This window comes from Mycobacterium sp. E342 (assembly GCF_001667665.1).
Lineage (GTDB): Bacteria > Actinomycetota > Actinomycetes > Mycobacteriales > Mycobacteriaceae > Mycobacterium.
Genome location: NZ_LZJM01000161.1, coordinates 1 through 17383 on the forward strand (window position 1 = coordinate 1; position 17383 = coordinate 17383).

At 66.8% G+C, this 17383-nt stretch carries 14 protein-coding genes; 4 read left to right on the forward strand and 10 right to left on the reverse strand.

What is annotated here, in order from left to right:
- The 7 genes from A5692_RS11285 to A5692_RS11315 form a co-directional block, all read right to left on the reverse strand.
- The coding region (locus A5692_RS11285; protein WP_068055862.1) for an aldehyde dehydrogenase family protein at positions 1–1107 on the reverse strand (1107 nt) is incomplete at its 3' end.
- Positions 1108–1200: 93 nt separating this feature from the next.
- Positions 1201–2412, reverse strand: a complete 1212-nt coding sequence (locus tag A5692_RS11290) for a cytochrome P450 (RefSeq protein ID WP_068055865.1) — start codon at positions 2410–2412, stop codon at positions 1201–1203.
- A 10-nt stretch (positions 2413–2422) separates the two neighbouring features.
- Positions 2423–3391, reverse strand: a complete 969-nt coding sequence (locus tag A5692_RS11295) for an SDR family NAD(P)-dependent oxidoreductase (protein ID WP_068055936.1) — start codon at positions 3389–3391, stop codon at positions 2423–2425.
- The gene (locus A5692_RS11300) at positions 3384–4544 is read right to left on the reverse strand and encodes a spirocyclase AveC family protein (RefSeq protein WP_068055868.1); all 1161 of its coding nucleotides are present in this window, start codon (positions 4542–4544) and stop codon (positions 3384–3386) included. The genes A5692_RS11295 and A5692_RS11300 overlap by 8 nt, the downstream gene beginning before the upstream one ends.
- A gap of 13 nt (positions 4545–4557) precedes the next feature.
- Positions 4558–5670 (reverse strand): ABC transporter substrate-binding protein, encoded by a 1113-nt coding sequence (locus A5692_RS11305; protein WP_068055871.1) that lies wholly within the window; start codon positions 5668–5670, stop codon positions 4558–4560.
- Between the two features lie 33 nt (positions 5671–5703).
- Positions 5704–6546 carry a CbbQ/NirQ/NorQ/GpvN family protein gene (locus A5692_RS11310; protein ID WP_068055874.1) on the reverse strand — a complete coding sequence of 281 codons (843 nt, stop codon included), beginning with the start codon at positions 6544–6546 and terminating at the stop codon, positions 5704–5706.
- Positions 6547–6602: 56 nt separating this feature from the next.
- Positions 6603–8309 carry a nitric oxide reductase activation protein NorD gene (locus A5692_RS11315; RefSeq protein ID WP_197514428.1) on the reverse strand — a complete coding sequence of 569 codons (1707 nt, stop codon included), beginning with the start codon at positions 8307–8309 and terminating at the stop codon, positions 6603–6605.
- Between the two features lie 261 nt (positions 8310–8570).
- On the opposite strand from A5692_RS11315, the gene A5692_RS11320 reads away from it, so the two are divergent.
- From A5692_RS11320 to A5692_RS11335, 4 genes are all read left to right on the forward strand, one after another.
- Complete coding sequence (locus tag A5692_RS11320; protein WP_068055880.1) at positions 8571–9716, forward strand: acyl-CoA dehydrogenase family protein; 1146 nt, start codon at positions 8571–8573, stop codon at positions 9714–9716.
- On the forward strand, positions 9713–10816 hold the full coding sequence (locus A5692_RS11325) for an acyl-CoA dehydrogenase family protein (protein ID WP_068055883.1): 1104 nt from the start codon (positions 9713–9715) through the stop codon (positions 10814–10816). The genes A5692_RS11320 and A5692_RS11325 overlap by 4 nt, the downstream gene beginning before the upstream one ends.
- Before the next feature lie 223 nt (positions 10817–11039).
- Positions 11040–12320: a TetR/AcrR family transcriptional regulator gene (locus tag A5692_RS11330; protein WP_068055890.1), complete on the forward strand. Its 1281-nt coding sequence runs from the start codon at positions 11040–11042 to the stop codon at positions 12318–12320.
- A 77-nt stretch (positions 12321–12397) separates the two neighbouring features.
- Positions 12398–13240, forward strand: coding sequence for an SDR family oxidoreductase (locus A5692_RS11335; protein ID WP_068055938.1), 843 nt, complete (start codon positions 12398–12400; stop codon positions 13238–13240).
- Positions 13241–13245: 5 nt separating this feature from the next.
- Here the strand turns inward: A5692_RS11335 and A5692_RS11340 are convergent, their stop codons facing one another.
- The 3 genes from A5692_RS11340 to A5692_RS11350 all read right to left on the reverse strand — a co-directional run bounded on the left by A5692_RS11340 (position 13246) and on the right by A5692_RS11350 (position 17261).
- Positions 13246–14451 (reverse strand): cytochrome P450, encoded by a 1206-nt coding sequence (locus tag A5692_RS11340; protein ID WP_082962597.1) that lies wholly within the window; start codon positions 14449–14451, stop codon positions 13246–13248.
- A 22-nt stretch (positions 14452–14473) separates the two neighbouring features.
- Positions 14474–16102, reverse strand: coding sequence for a GMC family oxidoreductase (locus A5692_RS11345; protein ID WP_082962599.1), 1629 nt, complete (start codon positions 16100–16102; stop codon positions 14474–14476).
- 166 nt (positions 16103–16268) lie between these two features.
- Positions 16269–17261: an AraC family transcriptional regulator gene (locus A5692_RS11350; RefSeq protein WP_067924645.1), complete on the reverse strand. Its 993-nt coding sequence runs from the start codon at positions 17259–17261 to the stop codon at positions 16269–16271.
- Positions 17262–17383 lie beyond the last annotated feature (122 nt).

Consider the following 17383-nt stretch of genomic DNA (forward strand, 5'->3'; position numbering starts at 1 on the left):
CGCGTCGGGGCCGCCGACCAGCGCCGTCGCGCCCTCCTCCACACCCTTGCGGATGTAGCCCATCACGCGGTTGCGCTGCACCTCGGAGATCACCGGACCGCACAGCGTTCCCGGGTCCTGCGGGTCGCCGCACGTGACGTTCTCGTAGATGCTCTTCAGAATCTCCACGCCCTCGTCGTAGCGCGACCGCGGCAACAGCATCCGGGTGGGGTTCGCACAGCCCTGCCCGGCGTGCATGCACGGCGCGATGCCGATCGCGCAGGCCATCCCGAAATCGGCGTCCTCCAGCACGATGGTGGCCGACTTGCCGCCGAGCTCCAGGAACAGCCGCTTCATGGTCGCGGCGCCCTTCTCCATGATCCGCTGGCCGACCACCGTCGACCCGGTGAACGAGATCAGGTCGACCTTGGGCGACAGCGTAAGTTCTTCACCCACAAAGTGATCCGACGCGGTGACGACGTTGACGACGCCCGCGGGAATGTCGGTCTTCTCGGCGATCAGCCGGCCGAGCCGGGTCGCGTTGAACGGCGTGTTGGGCGCCGGCTTGAGCACCACGGTGTTGCCGGTGCCCAGTGCCTGGCCGAGCTTGTTGAGGGTGACCTCGAACGGGAAGTTCCACGGCACGATCGCGCCGACCACACCCACCGGCTCGCGCCAGACCTTTCGGGTGGTCAGCGTGCCGGTCAGGCTGATCACCTTGTCGCCCAGGTCGGTTTCCCAGGCGTATTCGTCGATCAGCCTGGCGGGGTACTTGAGTCCGTCCTCCAGTGGGGCGTCCAGCTGCGGGCCGAACGTGATCGCCCGGGGCGAACCCACCTCCAGGATGAGCTCCTCGCGCAGCTCTTCCTTCTCCGACTCGATCGCTTCGTGCAGTTGCAGCAGGCAGCGCTTGCGCAGTTCGCGGTTGGTCGACCAGTCGGTCTCGTCGAAGGCTCGCCGGGCGGCGTCGATCGCCCGGTGCATGTCCTCCTTGGACGCGTCGGCGACCTCGCCGAGCGCCTCCTCGGTGGCGGGGTTGATGTTGGTGAAGGTGCCGGCTTGGCCGTCGACGAGCTTGCCGTCGATCATCATCTTCGGCTCGAAACGAACCTTTACAGCCTCGGTCATAACTGTCACTCTCTTCTGAATCGCGGAGGGGCTATGGAGAGCCTTACCGGAAACTAGCCGATTGGCAAGCGACGGCCCCTACGGGCTTGGTTGTCAGGGGTCGAAAAGCACCGGCACCGACGTCGGTGAGCGGAAGACCTGCCCGCGGATGTGCGGGTCGTCCGCGTCCGGGTCGAGCCGCAGGTTGGGCAGCCGGTCGAGCAAAAGGTTGATGGCGGTGCGCATTTCCAGCCGCGCCAGGTGCATGCCGAGGCAGACGTGCACGCCGTGCCCCCAGCCCAGGTGCGCCCTGGGTGAGCGGAAGATGTCGAACGCGTCCGGAGCGGGGTATCGGTCTTCCTGCCGGTTGGCCGCACCCAGCATCGGCATGACCGTCGAGCCGGACGGTATGGGCACCCCACCGAGTTCGGTGTCGCGGGTCGCCACCCGGGTGATGGTGAGCAGCGGAGGCTCCCACCGCACACCCTCCTCGATGGCCTGCGGCAGCAGCGACCGGTCCGCGCGGACGGCGGCCAGCTGCGCGGGGTCCGACAGCAGCGCCAGCAGCAGGCTGCCCAGCGAGCGGTACGTCGTCTCCACCCCGGCGGGCAGCAGCAAGCGCAAAAACGAGTAGATCTCCTCGTCCTCGAGCTTTTCGCCGTCGATCTCGGCCTGGGCCAGCGCGCTGATCAGATCGTCCTTGGGTTCAGCGCGGCGGGCTTGCAGGATCGGCGCGAAGTAGTCGCACAGCGCCGCCGACGCGGCAAGGCCGCGTTCGGGATTCAGGATCCAGCTCAGCAGCGAGATGGACCACCGCTGGAACTGGGGATAGTCCTCCTCCGGCAGGCCAAGCAGGCCCGCGATGATCCGGCTCGGGTAGTCGAAGGTGAAGTCCTTGACCAGGTCCGCCTTGCCGTTCGCCGCGAACCGGTCGATGAGGCTATTGCCCACCCGACCGACCAGCTCGTCTTCCCAGCGCGCCAACGCCTTCTGCGAGAAGGCCTTTGACACCAGCGACCGCAACCGGCCGTGCACCGGCTCGTCCATGCCCAACATCACGCGCTCCCCCAGCACCGGGCCGAACGCCGCGATGACGGCCGCCGACGAGAACGTCTCGTTGTCACGCAGCATCTGCTGGGCTTCCTCGAAGCGGTAGACGATGAAGACCGGTTTGGACTCTTCGTGCGGCATCCCGGAAACATCCAGCCGCTGAATGGGTTCCTCGCGGCGCAACCGCGCCAGTTCGGTGTAGGGGTCGCGCACGTCGCCCGAGACCGCGTCGTCGAAGGCGCCGAAGCCCTCCAGGTCGTCGAAAAGCTGTTCCATCAATGCTCCCTCACTTCGCCCTACGGGCCGCCAAGCGCTGCAGGAGCGGCTGCGGCACAATCCGCGCGACGAACACCATCGCCCGCTGTCCTGCTGTCAACGGCCATGCCCCGCCCCGCATGGAACCCTGCTTCGGTATGCCCAGCACGATGCGCGATACGTGGTGCATGCCGGAGGCCGGAAGTATCCTGTTGGCGGCCAACAACATCGAGGCGTCGGGGCCTACACCGCGGCGGCGGAACGGCGCGTGGTCGTCCAGCGCCTTGAGCAGGCCGTCGGTGAACAGCTCCGGCGGCCGGGCCAGTTTCATCGCGGCCCTGCCGCGGCTGTTCATGGTCTGGTGCAGCCGCGCATACGGGCCGCCGAAGTCACGGTTGTCGGTGGTGCCCGCATCGGTGATGATCTCCGTGTCGTACGTGCCGGCGACCAGAACGGTCACCCCCAGGCCGAAGGGCGCGATCTCGCACCCCATCGATTCCCCCCACCGCTCCAGTGCGCCCTTGGCCGCCGAATATGGGGCGGTGGCCGGCTGACCACGCACCCCCGCCGCGCTCGACACCAGGACGATGCGCCCCTGGCCGGCCGCCCGCATCGAGGGCAGCAGCGCCTGGGTGAGCGCCACCGGACCCAGGACGCTGGTGGCGAACATGTTCTGCCACAGCGCCATATCGGTCTCCTCGACCATCCCGGCGGCCGAGATCCCCGCATTGTGCACCAGCGCGTAGGGCGCGCCCACGGCTTCCTCGATGGCCTTGGCCGCCGCCGCGATCGACGCCGCATCCAACAGGTCGAGCTGCACGCCGACCAGCCGGTCGTCGTCTTCGGCGGCCCCCGTCCCCGCCCGGAGCAACGGGATCCCACGGTCGGGGGTCCGCATGGCCGCGACCACCCGCCAGCCTTCGCGGTACAGGCGCACGGTCGAGGCAAACCCCAGACCGCGGGAGGCGCCGGTGATGACGGCGGCGCGCGGCTCAGCCATGCGCACCCGGCGCGGAAGCGGTGGCGCAGGGACCCTGACCGGGTGGCGGTGGATCGACATGGGGTCGCCCGTTCGGCTCCCCACTCGCCCAGGTCGACCAGATGCCGACCGAGTACGGGCCCTGGGCTCCGGCCTTCTGGTAATACCCTTGCGGGTCATAGACTTTGGCTTCCGGGTACGGCCAAGGGCACGCCACCGAGGTGGCCGCGTGGCTGACCTTGATCACCCAGAACCACGCCCCGTAGGCGAAATAGGACACGTTGATGATCGCGAACATCACCAGGAACGTGCCGAGCACCGGGCGCGCCGGGAAGATCCTGGCCTTGGCGGCCAGCTTCTCCGCCACCGATTTACCCGTGTCGTCGCGGTAGCAAAGGATCGCGGCGGGCACCATCACGAAGGTCACCGAGAACGACTCCCAGATCAGTGGGAACTGGAACGTCGTCCCGGTGAACACCGAGCCCCACGGGATCACCTGGGAGTAGATGTACATGCCCATGTGGACCAGCTGGATCTCCAGCCACGCATCGAAGACGAAGCCGATCGCACAGGTCAGCAGGCCGAGGCTGACCAGCGGGTGCCGCGACACGAACGCCGTCGGTCCGTATTTGGCCTGCAGCCTGCGCAGGATCCAGATGGCCGGAAAGTACGGGCCGAAATAGAAAGTGACGTAACCGAATACGACGAACGGCTCGACGGTCGGCGACAGCGACACCAGCGGCCAGGATTCCGGCCAGTGAATGAGGTCGGGGTTGTAGACGGCGAACGGCGCCCAGTTCATGATCGGGTCCTGCCACACGATCAGCGTGGTGCACAGGAACATCAGCATCACCGGACTGCCCGGGTTGCGTCGCCAGCCCCGGATGAACACCACGAGCAGGACGAGCAGCATGATGACGGTGGAGATGTGCAGGAAGGTGATGTAGTCCAGTCCGAAGATGAACTTCACCGGGCGGGGGCGGCCTTGCACATTCGGGTTGGCGACGCGCGGGTCGAGGGCCCCTTCTCCTGAGCGACAGTTCGCGATGAAGAACAGTGCGAACGCGGCGAGCGCGGCGCCGGCGATCCAGCCGCCCCAGCCGCGCCTCTCGCCCGCCCGCGGCCGCGCCGGGTTGTCCTGCGCGGCAAGCGGTGTGGATTGATCGGTGCTCATGGCTTTGGCGACCTCACTCTCCGAAGCGATCGACCAGGCGCGAGTTGATGCCGTCGGCGTCCAGCGTCCGGGCGACCAGGTAGCCCGCGCCCATCCACGCCCGGCGCGTCCATTTCCCGAAGGACACGCGGGTCCCGGGGGCGCCGGAGGCGGCGGGCATCATCTTCACCCGCTCCAACGCCTCCTTGACGCCGCGCGGGCTGAGCGGGTGCGCATCGGCGAACGCGCGGACGAGCGTCGCCGCGACGTCGTGATTGACCACCGACACGCAATATTCGGGACGGCTGCCGTCATACTTCTGCGCGTACCGGTCCAGGAACTCCTGACCGAGCCGGTTCTCCTCGTCGTACTGGTCGACCCCGACCCAGCCCATGAACGCGTTCCACATGATCGGGTTCACCCAGGCGTTCTGGAATGCCGTGGTGGTGAATCGCGGCGGATCCCAGTTCACGGCTTCCAAAGCGGGGTTGATGAATACGATGCCGAAGCCGAAACCCAGATGCACGATCACTTCCGCCTTGGCCTCGTGCAGCGTGCGGACCGCCTCGTTGATGTCCTGCGCGGTCTGGGCGATCGCCGCCTCCGCGACGATCCGGATCCCGTTGCGGCGGCACGCGCTTCGCAGGTTCTTGAGGTAGCTCTCGCCGATCAGGTTCTGTTCGACGAGGACTCCGATCTCGGACAGCCCGCGTTTGGCGACCAGGTCCACGATGAAGATCGGCTCGTCGGTCATCGAGCCCTGCGGGAACGCGAATGTCCACTCGCCCAGCCAGTCGTCCGTGCCGGTGACGCTGATCGCCGGCACCCTGAACCGCTCTTCGATCGCCTCGCGCGTCGGCACGCAGTTGTCGGTGATGTGCGGTCCGAACACCACCAGACAGCCTTCGTCGACGAGCTCGCCGAACGCGTCGATCACGGCCTTGACCGAACCCTTGGGCAAGCCCTCCACCTCGCGGTAGATCATTTGCACCGGGCGATCGATCACGCCCTGTTCATGGGCTTCGTGGAAGATGAGGTCGAAGCACCGGGTGAAACTCGCCATCAGTTCCTCGGGGAAACCCGGTGGCAGCGTGAAGTCCATCAGGTAACCGACCTTGATCGGCTCAGCGCTGCTTTCGTAGGACATTCGACCTCCCGGTGAAAAACGTACGCCCGCCATTCATTTCGCGGTCCCGTCCAGATAGATCTCGATCATCTCGCCCAGGGCCCTACCCACCGCCGCGTCGTCGGTGAGCGGTCCCGCGATCGCGGCGCGCGCCGCCTCGCGCATCGTCAGCCCTTCCGCGACCAGCTTGCCCGCGGAAACCAGCACGCGCGTCGACGCGACCTCGCGCAGCCCACCAGTTTCCAGCCGGCGGATGGCTTGCCCGAAACGCACCAGCTCGGCGGCGGTGCCAACACCCACGCCGGCCTCGTGTGCAACGATCCCCCCCTCGACATCGGCTGGGGGGAAGTCGAATTCGATGGCGACCATCCGCTGCCGGGTCGAGTCCTTGAGGTCCTTCAGCACACTCTGATAGCCCGGGTTGTAGGACACCACCAGGCCAAATCCCGGCGCCGCGTCCAGCGTGACGCCCAGCCGCTCGATCGGCAGCTGCCGCCGGTGATCCGCAAGCGGGTGCAACACCACGGTGGTGTCCTGCCGCGCCTCCACCACCTCGTCGAGGTAGCAGATCGCCCCCTCACGCACCGCCCGCGTCAGCGGGCCGTCCACCCAGACGGTCTCGTCTCCCTGCAGCAGATACCGGCCCACGAGGTCGGCCGTGGTCAGGTCGTCATGGCAGGCGACCGTGATCAGTGGCCGGCCGAGATCGTGGGCCATCGCCTCGACGAATCGGGTCTTGCCGCAACCCGTCGGCCCCTTCAGAACGACAGCCAGGCCCTGGCGGTGGGCCGCCGTGAAGACGGCCTCCTCGCCGCCGATCGCCCGGTAGTAGGGCCGGGCCCCCTCCGCCCCAGGGATCGCGCCGTTCCGGCGCGCAAGCCCGGACTCGTTGGCCATAGCTTCCCTTCTGCCCCCACGGTGAAATGGAGCCTATCTTGGACCAGATGTTTGTTTCAAGAGCTCTGACTAGCATGTTCACGACTCGGGCCTGAAACCCGCGGCTGCCGCGCCACCCGGCGACGGACCTCGACCGAGCGCAGCGCGGACCGGAACAGCGGCCCGATCACGGCGGCGAGTTCGTCCGGGCGCGCGATGGTGGCGTGCGCGGCGCCACCGAACACCCGGCGCAGCGACTGCACGTCCGTACCCGCGCCGATGGTCAGGCATACACAGCCGATGCCGCGCCGGCGAGCCTCGGCCAGGGCCCGGCGCGCGTCGGCCGCGCCGTAGGCCCGCTCGTACCCGTGGTCGTACGCGAGCCCGTCGGAGAGCACCACCAGCAGCCGCCGTGTCGTGCCTCCACGCGCGTCCAGCACCGCCGACCCGTGCCGGATGGCCGCACCGAGGCGGGAGTACGCCCCGGGCTCAAGGCTGTTGAGCCGCTTCATGACTCGGGTGTCGAGGTGCTCGTCGAATCGTTTGACCGGCACCACGTTGACCGCGCCCCGGCCCTGCGAGTAATAGGCGTAGAGCGCAACCCGGTCACCCAGGTCGTGGAGCGCGACCGCGAGCTGGGCGACCGCCACGCGCTGCTGTTCGTGCACCGTTCGTCCGACCGTGCCAGGCTCCGCGGCCGAGCCCGACACATCGAGCAACAGCAGCACCGACAGATCACGCCTGCGGCGCAGGCTGTCCAGGTACACCGCCTCGCCGGGCACCGAACCGGCCAAGGCTTCGACGCGGGCCTCGACGGCCGCGTCGATGTCGATGTCGTCGCCCTGCGACTGCCGGTGGCGCCGGTGCAGACCCATGCCCAGCCGGGACAGCGGTCGGCGCACGCCGATGGCGGCTTCGATCGCATGCGCCGCCGACGGTTTGATCTCGGCCTCGATCTCGCGCACGGTGCACCACGCGGGCCGGTACATCCTGCGCGCGCCATCCCATTCCGGATACTTCAGGCCGCCCGCGGCCGTCGGGGCCCGCTGCTCTTCACCGTCCTCACCCGACGTGGCCGCCAGCGACGTCACCGCGTCCAATCCGCGCTTGGCGGAGTTGGTCCGGTGCGTCGGGGTGTCCGCGCCGGGCGGCCCCCTACCGCTCCCGGTCTTGCGCGCCGACGAGAGCATCTTCTTCAACCACTTGCCGATGAAACCGCCGCCACCCACCGGGCTGGTGAACAGATCGGGATCGTCGGAATCGTCCGCCTCGTCGTCGTCGAGTTCTTTCAATTCGTTGGCGCCGTTGCTCCTCGGGATGTGCCCGGGTTGTTCCTTGTCCCGCTGTTCGGCCACCCGGTCGGGTGCGGCCAGCATCTTGGCCGCACGAATGACACCGAATTCCGGTGCGGGGTCGTCGATCGCCGCGCGTCCTTGGGCGATCCGCAGCGAGGCGGCGGGGGAATCGCTGCGACTGGCAGTGTCCCGGTTCGCCACGGACGCAAGGACGCCTGGCAGCAGGTGGGCGCTGGCGGCGAGCGCCCGGTGCCCCTCCACCGCCAGATAGCGCTTGGCCACCCGAGGGCGGCGCAGCAGCGAGCGTACGACGCCCGGATCCAGGCTGCCGGCCGCGATCATCGACGCCTGCACCGCAACGGCTTCGAGCTGTCGGCGGGTGCTCGCACCCACATCGACGTGAATGGTCTGGCCGTCGGTCCACGACGGATCCCCCGGCCGGGATTCGGCCACCGCCACGGCTCGGCCCGCGAGCGCCGATGCGAGCATTCCGAGGCCCGCCACCCGGTCACCGCGAACGTCGGTGGACACGCTCAATCTCCGAACCGCTTGGACTCCGTTGACCAAATATCTGTTCCACCGTAGAGTCCGGTGCCACCGCAGTCAATCGAGACAACGATGCGCGCGACGCAACGGCAGCTCATCGGCGCCAGTTCGACCTTGTTGACCAACGATGTGCTCAACCGTAAAGTCCGGCTTGGCCACCGGTTCAAGGGGCTAACGAGCCAAAGACGCTGAAGACAGAGGGACGTGGACTTTTCATACCCGGCGGAAGTGGAGCAGTTCCGCGGCGAGCTGCGCGACTGGCTATCGAAGAACCTGACCGACGAGCTGGTGGCCGCCCGTCGACCCTCCGGACGCGATGACGCCGCATTCGAGATGCTGCGCGCGTGGAGCGCGACGATGACCGACGCGGGCTGGGCCGCGGTCTCGTGGCCTCGCGAGTACGGTGGTCGCGGCGCGACGGTTCTCGAGCAACTGGTCTACACGGAGGAAACCACGCGGGCCCGAGCCCCGATGCCGCTCAACGTCATTGGGCTGAACAACATCGCACCGGCCATCATGCAATACGGGACCGAGTCGCAGAAGCTGACGCTGCTCCCCCGCATGATGCGCGCCGACGACATCTGGTGCCAAGGGATGTCGGAACCCGAAGCGGGTTCCGACCTCGCCGCACTGCGGACCCGCGCGGTGCGCGACGGCGACGACTTCGTCGTCAACGGCCAGAAGATCTGGACGTCGCTCGGGCATCGGGCGGACTGGTGCCAGCTCTACGTGCGCACCGACCCCGACGCGCCGAAGCACAAGGGCATCTCCTGCCTGATCGTCGACATGAGGTTGCCGGGCATCGAAGCTCGCCCGCTGGTGACGCTCAACGGCGACGCCGACTTCGCCGAGGTGTTCTTCAACGACGTGCGGGTCCCCGCGGACGCGTTGCTCGGACCGCTGAATGCGGGCTGGCAGGTCGCCACCACGACGCTCAGCCACGAACGGGCCGGGGCCGCACGGCTCTACGCCGAAATGCAAGTGCGGCTAGACGAACTGGTGGACGACATCGCCACGCACACCGACGCGCTCGAAGATCCCGTGACACTGCGGCGCCTCGGCGAAATCGCGCTCCGCATCAAGTATCTCGAAGTCCTGTGCCAGCGGTCGATCTCGGCCACGCTGCATGGCGGTGACGCCTTCGGATCGGCGAGCCTCGCCAAGACCGTGTGGGGTGAGATCGGACAGGAGATGGCCGCGCTGGGGTTTGACGTGCTGGGCACGAGCGATGCCGGCGCGCCGTGGGCGAGCTACCGCCTGACGTCGCGCTCGCTCACCATCGCCGGCGGCACCAGCCAGATCAACAAGAACATCACCGCCCAGCGGGTACTCGGGTTGCCGCGCAAATGAACCTCGAACTTTCCGACGAGCAGGTCGCGCTGCGCGACACGACCCGCCGTTATCTCGGCGAAAAGGCATCGATCTCCGGCCATGTGCGTCCGCTGCTCGACGACCCGACCGGCACCACGCAACCCGTGTGGCGCGGCCTGGCCGACCTCGGGACCACCGGCCTGCTGGTGCCGGAAGCCTACGGTGGCGCCGGCATGACGATGGTCGAGGCCGGAATCGTGGCCGAAGAGTTGGGCGCCGCACTGCATCCGGGGCCGTGGTTGTCGACCGCGGTCGCCGCCCCGCGGGCGTTGACCCGGCTCGGCGCCACCAACACGGCGGCCGAGCTGCTGGACGGCATCGCCGACGGCAGTACGATCGCCACCGTCTGCTTCCCGGACGCCAAAATCGGTTCGATCGCCGCGAGCGGGCAAGACGGCGACGTGTCTTTACGCGGCGAGATCGCGGCGATCCCCGATGCCGCCGCCGCGGACGTGCTGTTGGCGCTCGCCGAGGAGGACGGCGGCGCCGGGCTTTTCGCGGTGCCAGCCCGCGCGCCCGGTGTTTCGGTCGAACTCGAGCGCGGTATCGACCAGACCCGCAAGCAATTCAGGGTCACGCTCGACTCGGCGCCCGGGCAGCGACTGGCCGCGGCATCCCCGGAAAACATCGCTGCGGTGATCGACGACACGCTGATCGCCACCGCCGCCGACGCCCTCGGCGCCGCGCGCGCAGTGATGGACATGGCCGTCGAATACGCCAAAACCAGAACGCAATTCGGTCAGCCGATCGGCTCCTTCCAGGCGGTCCAGCATCTGTGCGTCGACATGTTCGAGACCGTGGAGTTGGCACGCGGCGGGGTGATCCACGCGCTCTGGGCGACCGACAACGCCGACCCTGACGAGCGGCACCTGGCCGCGCTGCGGGCGAAGGCGTTCGCCGGGCGCTTGGCCACGGTGGGCGACACGGCCATCCAGGTGTTCGGCGGGATCGGCTACACCTGGGAACACGACGCGCACCTGTACCTCAAACGCCTGCTGGGCTGGAGCGCCTTCCTCGGTGGCTCGGACCGGTACCTCGTCGAACTCGGTGCGCGCCTTGCGAAGAGGGGCGGGCGCTGAGTATGCCGGGCACCCGCTCAGCAACACCCGCCCAGCGCCGAAGATGCTCGACGGAAGCGCAGCCCTCGGCAATCCCGCGCTCGAGAACGGGCCCCGTCACCGCTGTTAACCAGCGGATTCGTCGGCGTCGGTCTGATAGCCTCTAACAAAGATTTGGTTGGCGGGAGGGACGAATGCGCATGTTTGCCGGTCCGCAGTCGTCCGGGCGTGCACACCGCTGATCATGCCGAGAGCCGAGTCGTTGAACGCAAGTCTCCCAGCCGATTTGGGGACGCGCCGGACCGAGATCCTGACCACCGCTGCCACGTTGATCGCACAGTCGGGATTGCGGACCTCGCTGCAGGAGATCGCCGACGCGGCCGGCATTCTTCCCGGTAGCCTCTATCACCACTTCGAGTCCAAAGAGGCGATCCTCATCGAGTTGATCCGCCGCTATCAGGATGACCTGGATCGCATCGGGCGGTCCGCACAGGCCAAGCTGGACAAGTCGGACCCGCGCCCCGTCCCCGAGCAGATCGTCGCGCTGGGCTCGGCGATCGCGGACTGCGCCGTGCGGCATCGCGCCGCGCTGCAGATGTCGTTCTACGAGGGACCGAGCACGGATCCGGAGTTGATGAAGCTGACTCAGCAGCGGCCCGTGGCGATTCAGGAGGCGATGCTGCAGACGCTGCGCGCGGGGCGGTGGAGCGGATACATCAAATCCGACATCGACCTGCCCACGTTGGCCGACCGCATCTGCCAAACCATGCTGCAGGTCGGTCTCGACGTGATGCGCCACAAGTCGCCCGCCGACCAGGTCGCCGCTTTGCTCTGTCGAATCATGTTGGAAGGGTTGGCGACGCGGCCACCCGCCGACTCGGCGCTCGACGGGTCCCCTGCTTTCGCCGCCGCCAGCGCGGTCATCGACACCTGGTCGGACGACAGCGACGCCGACCCCGGCGACAAAGCGGCGCACGTGCGCGCGGTGGCGCGAACGGAATTCGGCCGCAAGGGCTACGAGGCCACCACCATCAGGGACATCGCGTCGGCGGCCGGCCTCGGCACGGGCACCGTCTATCGGGTGATCGGCTCAAAGGACGAACTCCTGGCCTCGATCATGGAATCCTTCGGCAGGAAGGTGGAGGCGGGTTGGGTCGGCGTCCTGCGCTCGAATGCCACGCCCATCGAGAAACTGGACGCGCTGAGCTGGGTCAACGTCAATGCACTCGATCGGTTTTCGGACGAGTTCCGGATTCAGCTCGCCTGGATGCGTCAATCGCCGCCGGACACCCCCAACCCAGGCTGGTTGTACGCCACGCGGCTTCGGCAGATGAAAACGCTTCTTTCCGAAGGCATCCGATCGGGGGAGATCACCGTCGACGCCGCGTCCACCGCGATGCTGGCACGATGCGTCATCGGCCTGCAGTGGATACCGGAGAACATCCTCGCCGAGGTCGGCAAACGCGCCGCGCTGGTGCACGTCCGCGACACGGTTTTGCGTGGCGTCGCGGTCCGCGCCAAGTAGGTATTGAACCAAAAAACTGTTACCCATACAGTTGGGCGATTAGAACCGCGTTAGCAGTGAACGAGAAGGGGATTTCCATGACTGTTGTCGATCGGCTGCGCTACGACGGAAAGCGGGCTCTCGTCGTCGGCGGCGCCACCGGCATGGGCGCGGCGGCGGCCAAGTCGGCAGCCGAGCTCGGCGCCGAAGTGATCGTGATGGACTACGCGCCGGTCAACTACGACGTCGCCAAGGCCATCCAGGTGGACCTGCGCGACCCCGCATCGATCGACTCTGCGCTCGAACAGCTCGACGGCCCCATCCACGCCGTCTTCTCGGCCGCCGGCATCGCGGACGGGACCACCGACCTGATGGCGATCAACTTCATCGGCCACCGCCACCTGATCGACCGCCTGCTCGAGAAAAACCAACTCCCCCCGGGCTCGGCGATCTGCTTCATCTCGTCGGTCGCCGGGATGGGTTGGGAGAACGACCTGCAGCTGCTGACGGAATTCCTCGCCACGCCGGACTTCGCGTCGGCCCAAGAGTGGGTCAAGGCGCACGAATCCGAAGGCATCATCCACTACGGCTTTTCCAAGAAGGTGGTCAACGCCTACGTCGCGACCCAGGGCTACCCGCTGCTCAAGAAGGGCATCCGGATCAACGCGATCTGCCCGGGACCCACCGACACCCCCCTGGCCCAGGCCAACGCCGACCTCTGGCTCACCTTCGCCCAGGACTACCGCGACGAGACCGGATCGAAGGTGCACACCCCCGAGCAAATGGGTGACGTCATGGCGTTCCTGAACAGCGCCGCCGCCTTCGGCATCAGCGGGATCACGCTGCTGGTGGACTACGGACACACCATGGCCTCGCTCACCGGCGCGTACCCGCCCGGGAAGCCGATCATCGATCTGATCATGGGGCGGGTGAAGCTCTAGCGGGGCTAGCTCGCGTCGACACCGATGAGTAGGCGTTTCGGGCTGCGGCCGAGGATGCGGCGCCACGCAATGTCGGCGGGGTCCTGCCCCAAGTGCAGGGCGGGCCGTGCGGCGAGCAGGGCCCGTACGCACTCCTCCACGGCGACTTTCGCGAGCGAGGTACCCAGGCAGTAGTGCGCACCGGCGCCGAAGTTCATCAGCCGGGGCGTGCCCGCACGCATGAACCGCTCGGGATCGAAGCGGTCCGGCGACGGCCACGCAGTGGCGTCACGGCATGCCGAGGCGATGCACAGCAGAACAATCGATCCCGCCGGGATGGTCGTGCCGTGTAGGTCAATCGGCTCGACGGCGGTGCGCGGAATGAGGGGGATGCTGGGCTCGAGGCGCATGGTCTCGGCGACCGCGCTGGCAAGCCGCACGTCGTCGCCCGCTACCCCGGCAAGGCGGTCGCGGTGCTGCAACGCCACCAGCAGGCTGCACGGTATCTGACTGCCCGTCGTGTCGTGGCCGGCGACAAGAAGATTCGCGATCATCGCCACGGTCTCGTCGCGGCTGAGCCTGTCACCGTCGGCCGCTGCGGTCAGCAAGGCGGTGATGAGATCGGGACGGGGATCTTCGGTTCGACGCTGCGCCAGCGCCTCGATATGGCGCTGCAACTCGACGATCGCTCGCGTCGCCCCCGCGATCTGGTCGGGTGTCATCACGTAGAAAACCGGGCTCAGGGCATCCGCCCATCGCGTGAATGCGCCGACATCGCCGTCCGGGACTCCGAGGAGGCGGCAGATCAACCGGGTTGCCAGCCCCGCGCAGGACGCCACCAGATCTCCCCCGTCCAGCGTTGCAGAAGCGATGGCGGCAGCAGCCATGCCCGCTGCGGTCGACCTCAGCCCCTCGACGGAGCGCGGCGTGAAGGCACGGGACACCAGCGACCGAAGGCGGCGATGGGAGTCACCCTCGGTGGTGAACATCAGCCTGCTGTACCAGTCGCGCAGTGGGCCGTCGCTGATACCCATGAAGTCGAACAGGGCCAGCCCGATGCCCTTCAGCCGCTCGTCGCGGGCCAGTGTTTCAACGTCGCATTGACGCAACACCACCGTCGCGCCCGTGATCTCGTCGGTAGCCAACGGTCCCTGTCGCGCCGCCTCGGCGAGTACCTCGTGCATCCCTGTGGCGAAGCTACCGGTCAGGTCCACCATAGTTGTGGAACTCATACCTCACTTCCCTCCAATCGACTCACAGAGCATGGTGGTGTCGCAGAATCTGCCCGGCGCGCTCGCCGATGATGACACAGGGAGCCATCGTGTTCCCGGTGGTGACCCGAGGCATGATGGAGGCGTCGGCAATCCGAAGGCCTTCGACGCCATACACTTTCAAGGAGCCATCGACCACTGACATGCTGTCCCGGCCCATCTTGGCCGTGCATGTCTGGTGGTGGTAAGTCGTGGCCTCGTTGCGGATAAAGCGCACGAGGTCCGCTTTGTTCAGGCTCCCCGGCATGACTTCGCGCTTGCTGAATCGACGAAGAGGCGCCGAATTGCCGAGTTCGCGACACAGTTCGAGACACGCGACTGCGGCATCCAGGTCGTCGGGGTGCGAGAGGAGATTGGCGTGGATGCGCACCGGGTCGTCCGGGTTGGGCCCGGTCAGACGAATCTGTCCGCGGCTTTTCGGGCGCACCACTGCGCCATACATGCTCCAGCCTGACTCCGGTAAGCCGAATCTCTCGGCGTTCTTCTCGCTCGAGAACGGAAACTCGAGTTGATAAGCCTGGAGGTCCGGAGTCCGTAAACCCGAGTCGCTTCGGGCGAAGACGGTCATTTCACCACCGCTGTTGCGCCAGGGTAGCGGGTCCCGGTACTCCCAGACGCATGAGAAGCCCGGGTGGTCCTGGAGGTTTCGGCCGACGCCTGGCAAATGCTGTACGACCCGAATACCGTGCGTTTGCAATTCATTCTGGTCGCCGATTCCGGATTGCATGAGAACCTTGGGCGTGTGAATCGCTCCGAGCGAGAGAACCACCTCGGATTTCGCTTCGATCCGGTGCAACTTGCCGTCGCGTAGGAACTCGACGCCGGTGGCGCGCCCGCCGTCGAACGCCACTTGAGTAACCAACGCGCTCGTCAGAACCGTCACATTCGGCCGGTCCATCACCGGGAACAGGTAGGTGCGAAAGACTGACTGCCGCAACCCGTTCCGGATACGCAGATCAACGATCGACGCGCCGCCTTCTCCTTCCATCAGATCACCGTTCTGACTTGTGAAGGTCGGAATGCCGAGGGAGGTTGCGGCTGCGAGTCCTGCATGCGCGAGCGGGCTGGCCTCTGTTGCGGGTTCGACGTATACCGGCCCACCCGTGCCTCGGCGTTCTGGATCGGGAACACCGTGCCAATCCTCGATCGCCCGATAGATGGACAGCACCGATTGATAGCTCCATTGCGGGTCCTTGGCCTCAGAGGCGAAGTAATTCCAGTCGTTTCTGTGGCCACGTGCCCACACCATGACATTGATGCTCGAACCGCCACCCAAGACCTTGCCCATCGAGTACGGGATGGCCCGCCCGTTCAAGTGGCAATTCGGTTCGGCGTTGAAGTTCCAGTCGCGCTCACTTCCCAGATTCGAAAGCCACATCTCGGGTTGCCTGATTTCTGGCCCGCCGTCGCAGCCACCGGCCTCTAGGACCAGCACGCTGACGTCGGGGTTTTCCGCCAGCCGGCGGGCCACCACGGAGCCGGATGAGCCCGAGCCACACACGATGAAGTCGTATTGCGGCTTCAGCCGGGCGGCAAGTCGCCTCTGATTGCGGTGCACGCCGTCCGCGAATACCGCTGCAAGAAAGCCTCTTTCATCTGACGCTGATGTCATTTCGTTTTCATCTCCTCGCACCGGCAAGACGGCTTATCGACGCTCGTCGAAACCGCTTGATTTGAGCCATGTTTCATGGCTACACCACCGGTGTGAGCGCTGGCTACGTCCGGCGGGGACGGGCGCGCTGCGCGGCTATCGCTCCACGTTTTCCGGCTAGAGCGCGTTAGTCGGCGCGAGCACGAAGAGTCTGGGCCGGCGTCTCGCCGAACTGGGCTCGGTAGGCCGCGGCGAACCGACCGAGGTGGCCGAGCCCCCAACGCTCGGCGATGGCCGCGACGGTGGTTTGCGAGGAATGCGCCGAACGCAGATCAGCATGCGCACGGCGGAGCCTGACCACACGGAGGTAAACCATCGGCGACATCCCGAGGTGCCGCCGGAAGGCTTCCTGCAGTGCCCGCACGCTGACGTTGCATTGCCGCGCCAACGTCGCGGTCGACAACGCCGACTGCGGTGCTCTTTCGATGATGTCCATCGCTTCGCGCACAGCTGCTGGTCTGGCGGGCCGCACCGCGGAGTCCAACTCGTCGCGGTGGGGATGGTTTGCCACCAGGAGGAGACCGTAGACAAGGCTCTCCGCCAGTCGGTCCAGAACGGCCCAGTGCCGCAGCGGGTTGTCCGCGCGCGCCAATTCGCGGTTGATCCAGAAAAGCTGACTCAGCCAGCTCCGGGTGGGGCCGTCAGTGAGCGGCAAGGTCGGGTCGAACGCGACGGCGTCCTCGATCCGGCGGCCCAGGAGAGTCTCAAGCGCAGTGTCGACAACTAGTCGATCAATATTGACCCCCAGATGACGACTGCCGCCGGGCCATCGGGTCACCGCCATGTCGGCATTGGGGCGGTATACCGACGCGGTCATCGGAGATGACACCAGCTCCTGCCCAAGTTGGTGCGACTCGAGCCAACCCTGAATCGGAATGTGTATGTAGTAGCTGTCGCGGCCCTCCGCGAAAGCGAGCGACACGTCGGTGTCGTAGGTGAGGTCGGCCAGCGTGATCGATCCGGCCTGCACGAGTCGTTGGGTGAAGCCGAAACCCTTCGACGGACCGAGCAGTCGAAGTTTGTGGGGATGGAACGCCGATTCACAAAGATGGATCGCGTGCTCCGGTGACCGGGTGCGAAAGGTGGTCGATCCGTCGCCATCGGAAGCTACCCCTGCCATCGTTCCTCTCTCGTTCGACAAACCGCTCCTCTGCAAGTACGGCCGAGCACGGCCAGCAGTTCACTGCGTCGTTGTCAGCCGGCGAACCCGCGATTTGGGCACCGCGGCGCACCACCCGGAAG

Coding starts and splice junctions, on each gene's coding strand:
- A5692_RS11290 (WP_068055865.1), bottom strand. CDS start 2,412: ATGGAACAGCTTTTCGACGACCTGGAGGGCTTCGGCGCCTTCGACGAC.
- A5692_RS11295 (WP_068055936.1), bottom strand. CDS start 3,391: ATGGCTGAGCCGCGCGCCGCCGTCATCACCGGCGCCTCCCGCGGTCTG.
- A5692_RS11300 (WP_068055868.1), bottom strand. CDS start 4,544: ATGAGCACCGATCAATCCACACCGCTTGCCGCGCAGGACAACCCGGCG.
- A5692_RS11305 (WP_068055871.1), bottom strand. CDS start 5,670: ATGTCCTACGAAAGCAGCGCTGAGCCGATCAAGGTCGGTTACCTGATG.
- A5692_RS11310 (WP_068055874.1), bottom strand. CDS start 6,546: ATGGCCAACGAGTCCGGGCTTGCGCGCCGGAACGGCGCGATCCCTGGG.
- A5692_RS11315 (WP_197514428.1), bottom strand. CDS start 8,309: ATGCTCGCATCGGCGCTCGCGGGCCGAGCCGTGGCGGTGGCCGAATCC.
- A5692_RS11325 (WP_068055883.1), top strand. CDS start 9,713: ATGAACCTCGAACTTTCCGACGAGCAGGTCGCGCTGCGCGACACGACC.
- A5692_RS11330 (WP_068055890.1), top strand. CDS start 11,040: ATGCCGAGAGCCGAGTCGTTGAACGCAAGTCTCCCAGCCGATTTGGGG.
- A5692_RS11335 (WP_068055938.1), top strand. CDS start 12,398: ATGACTGTTGTCGATCGGCTGCGCTACGACGGAAAGCGGGCTCTCGTC.
- A5692_RS11340 (WP_082962597.1), bottom strand. CDS start 14,451: ATGAGTTCCACAACTATGGTGGACCTGACCGGTAGCTTCGCCACAGGG.
- A5692_RS11345 (WP_082962599.1), bottom strand. CDS start 16,102: ATGACATCAGCGTCAGATGAAAGAGGCTTTCTTGCAGCGGTATTCGCG.
- A5692_RS11350 (WP_067924645.1), bottom strand. CDS start 17,261: ATGGCAGGGGTAGCTTCCGATGGCGACGGATCGACCACCTTTCGCACC.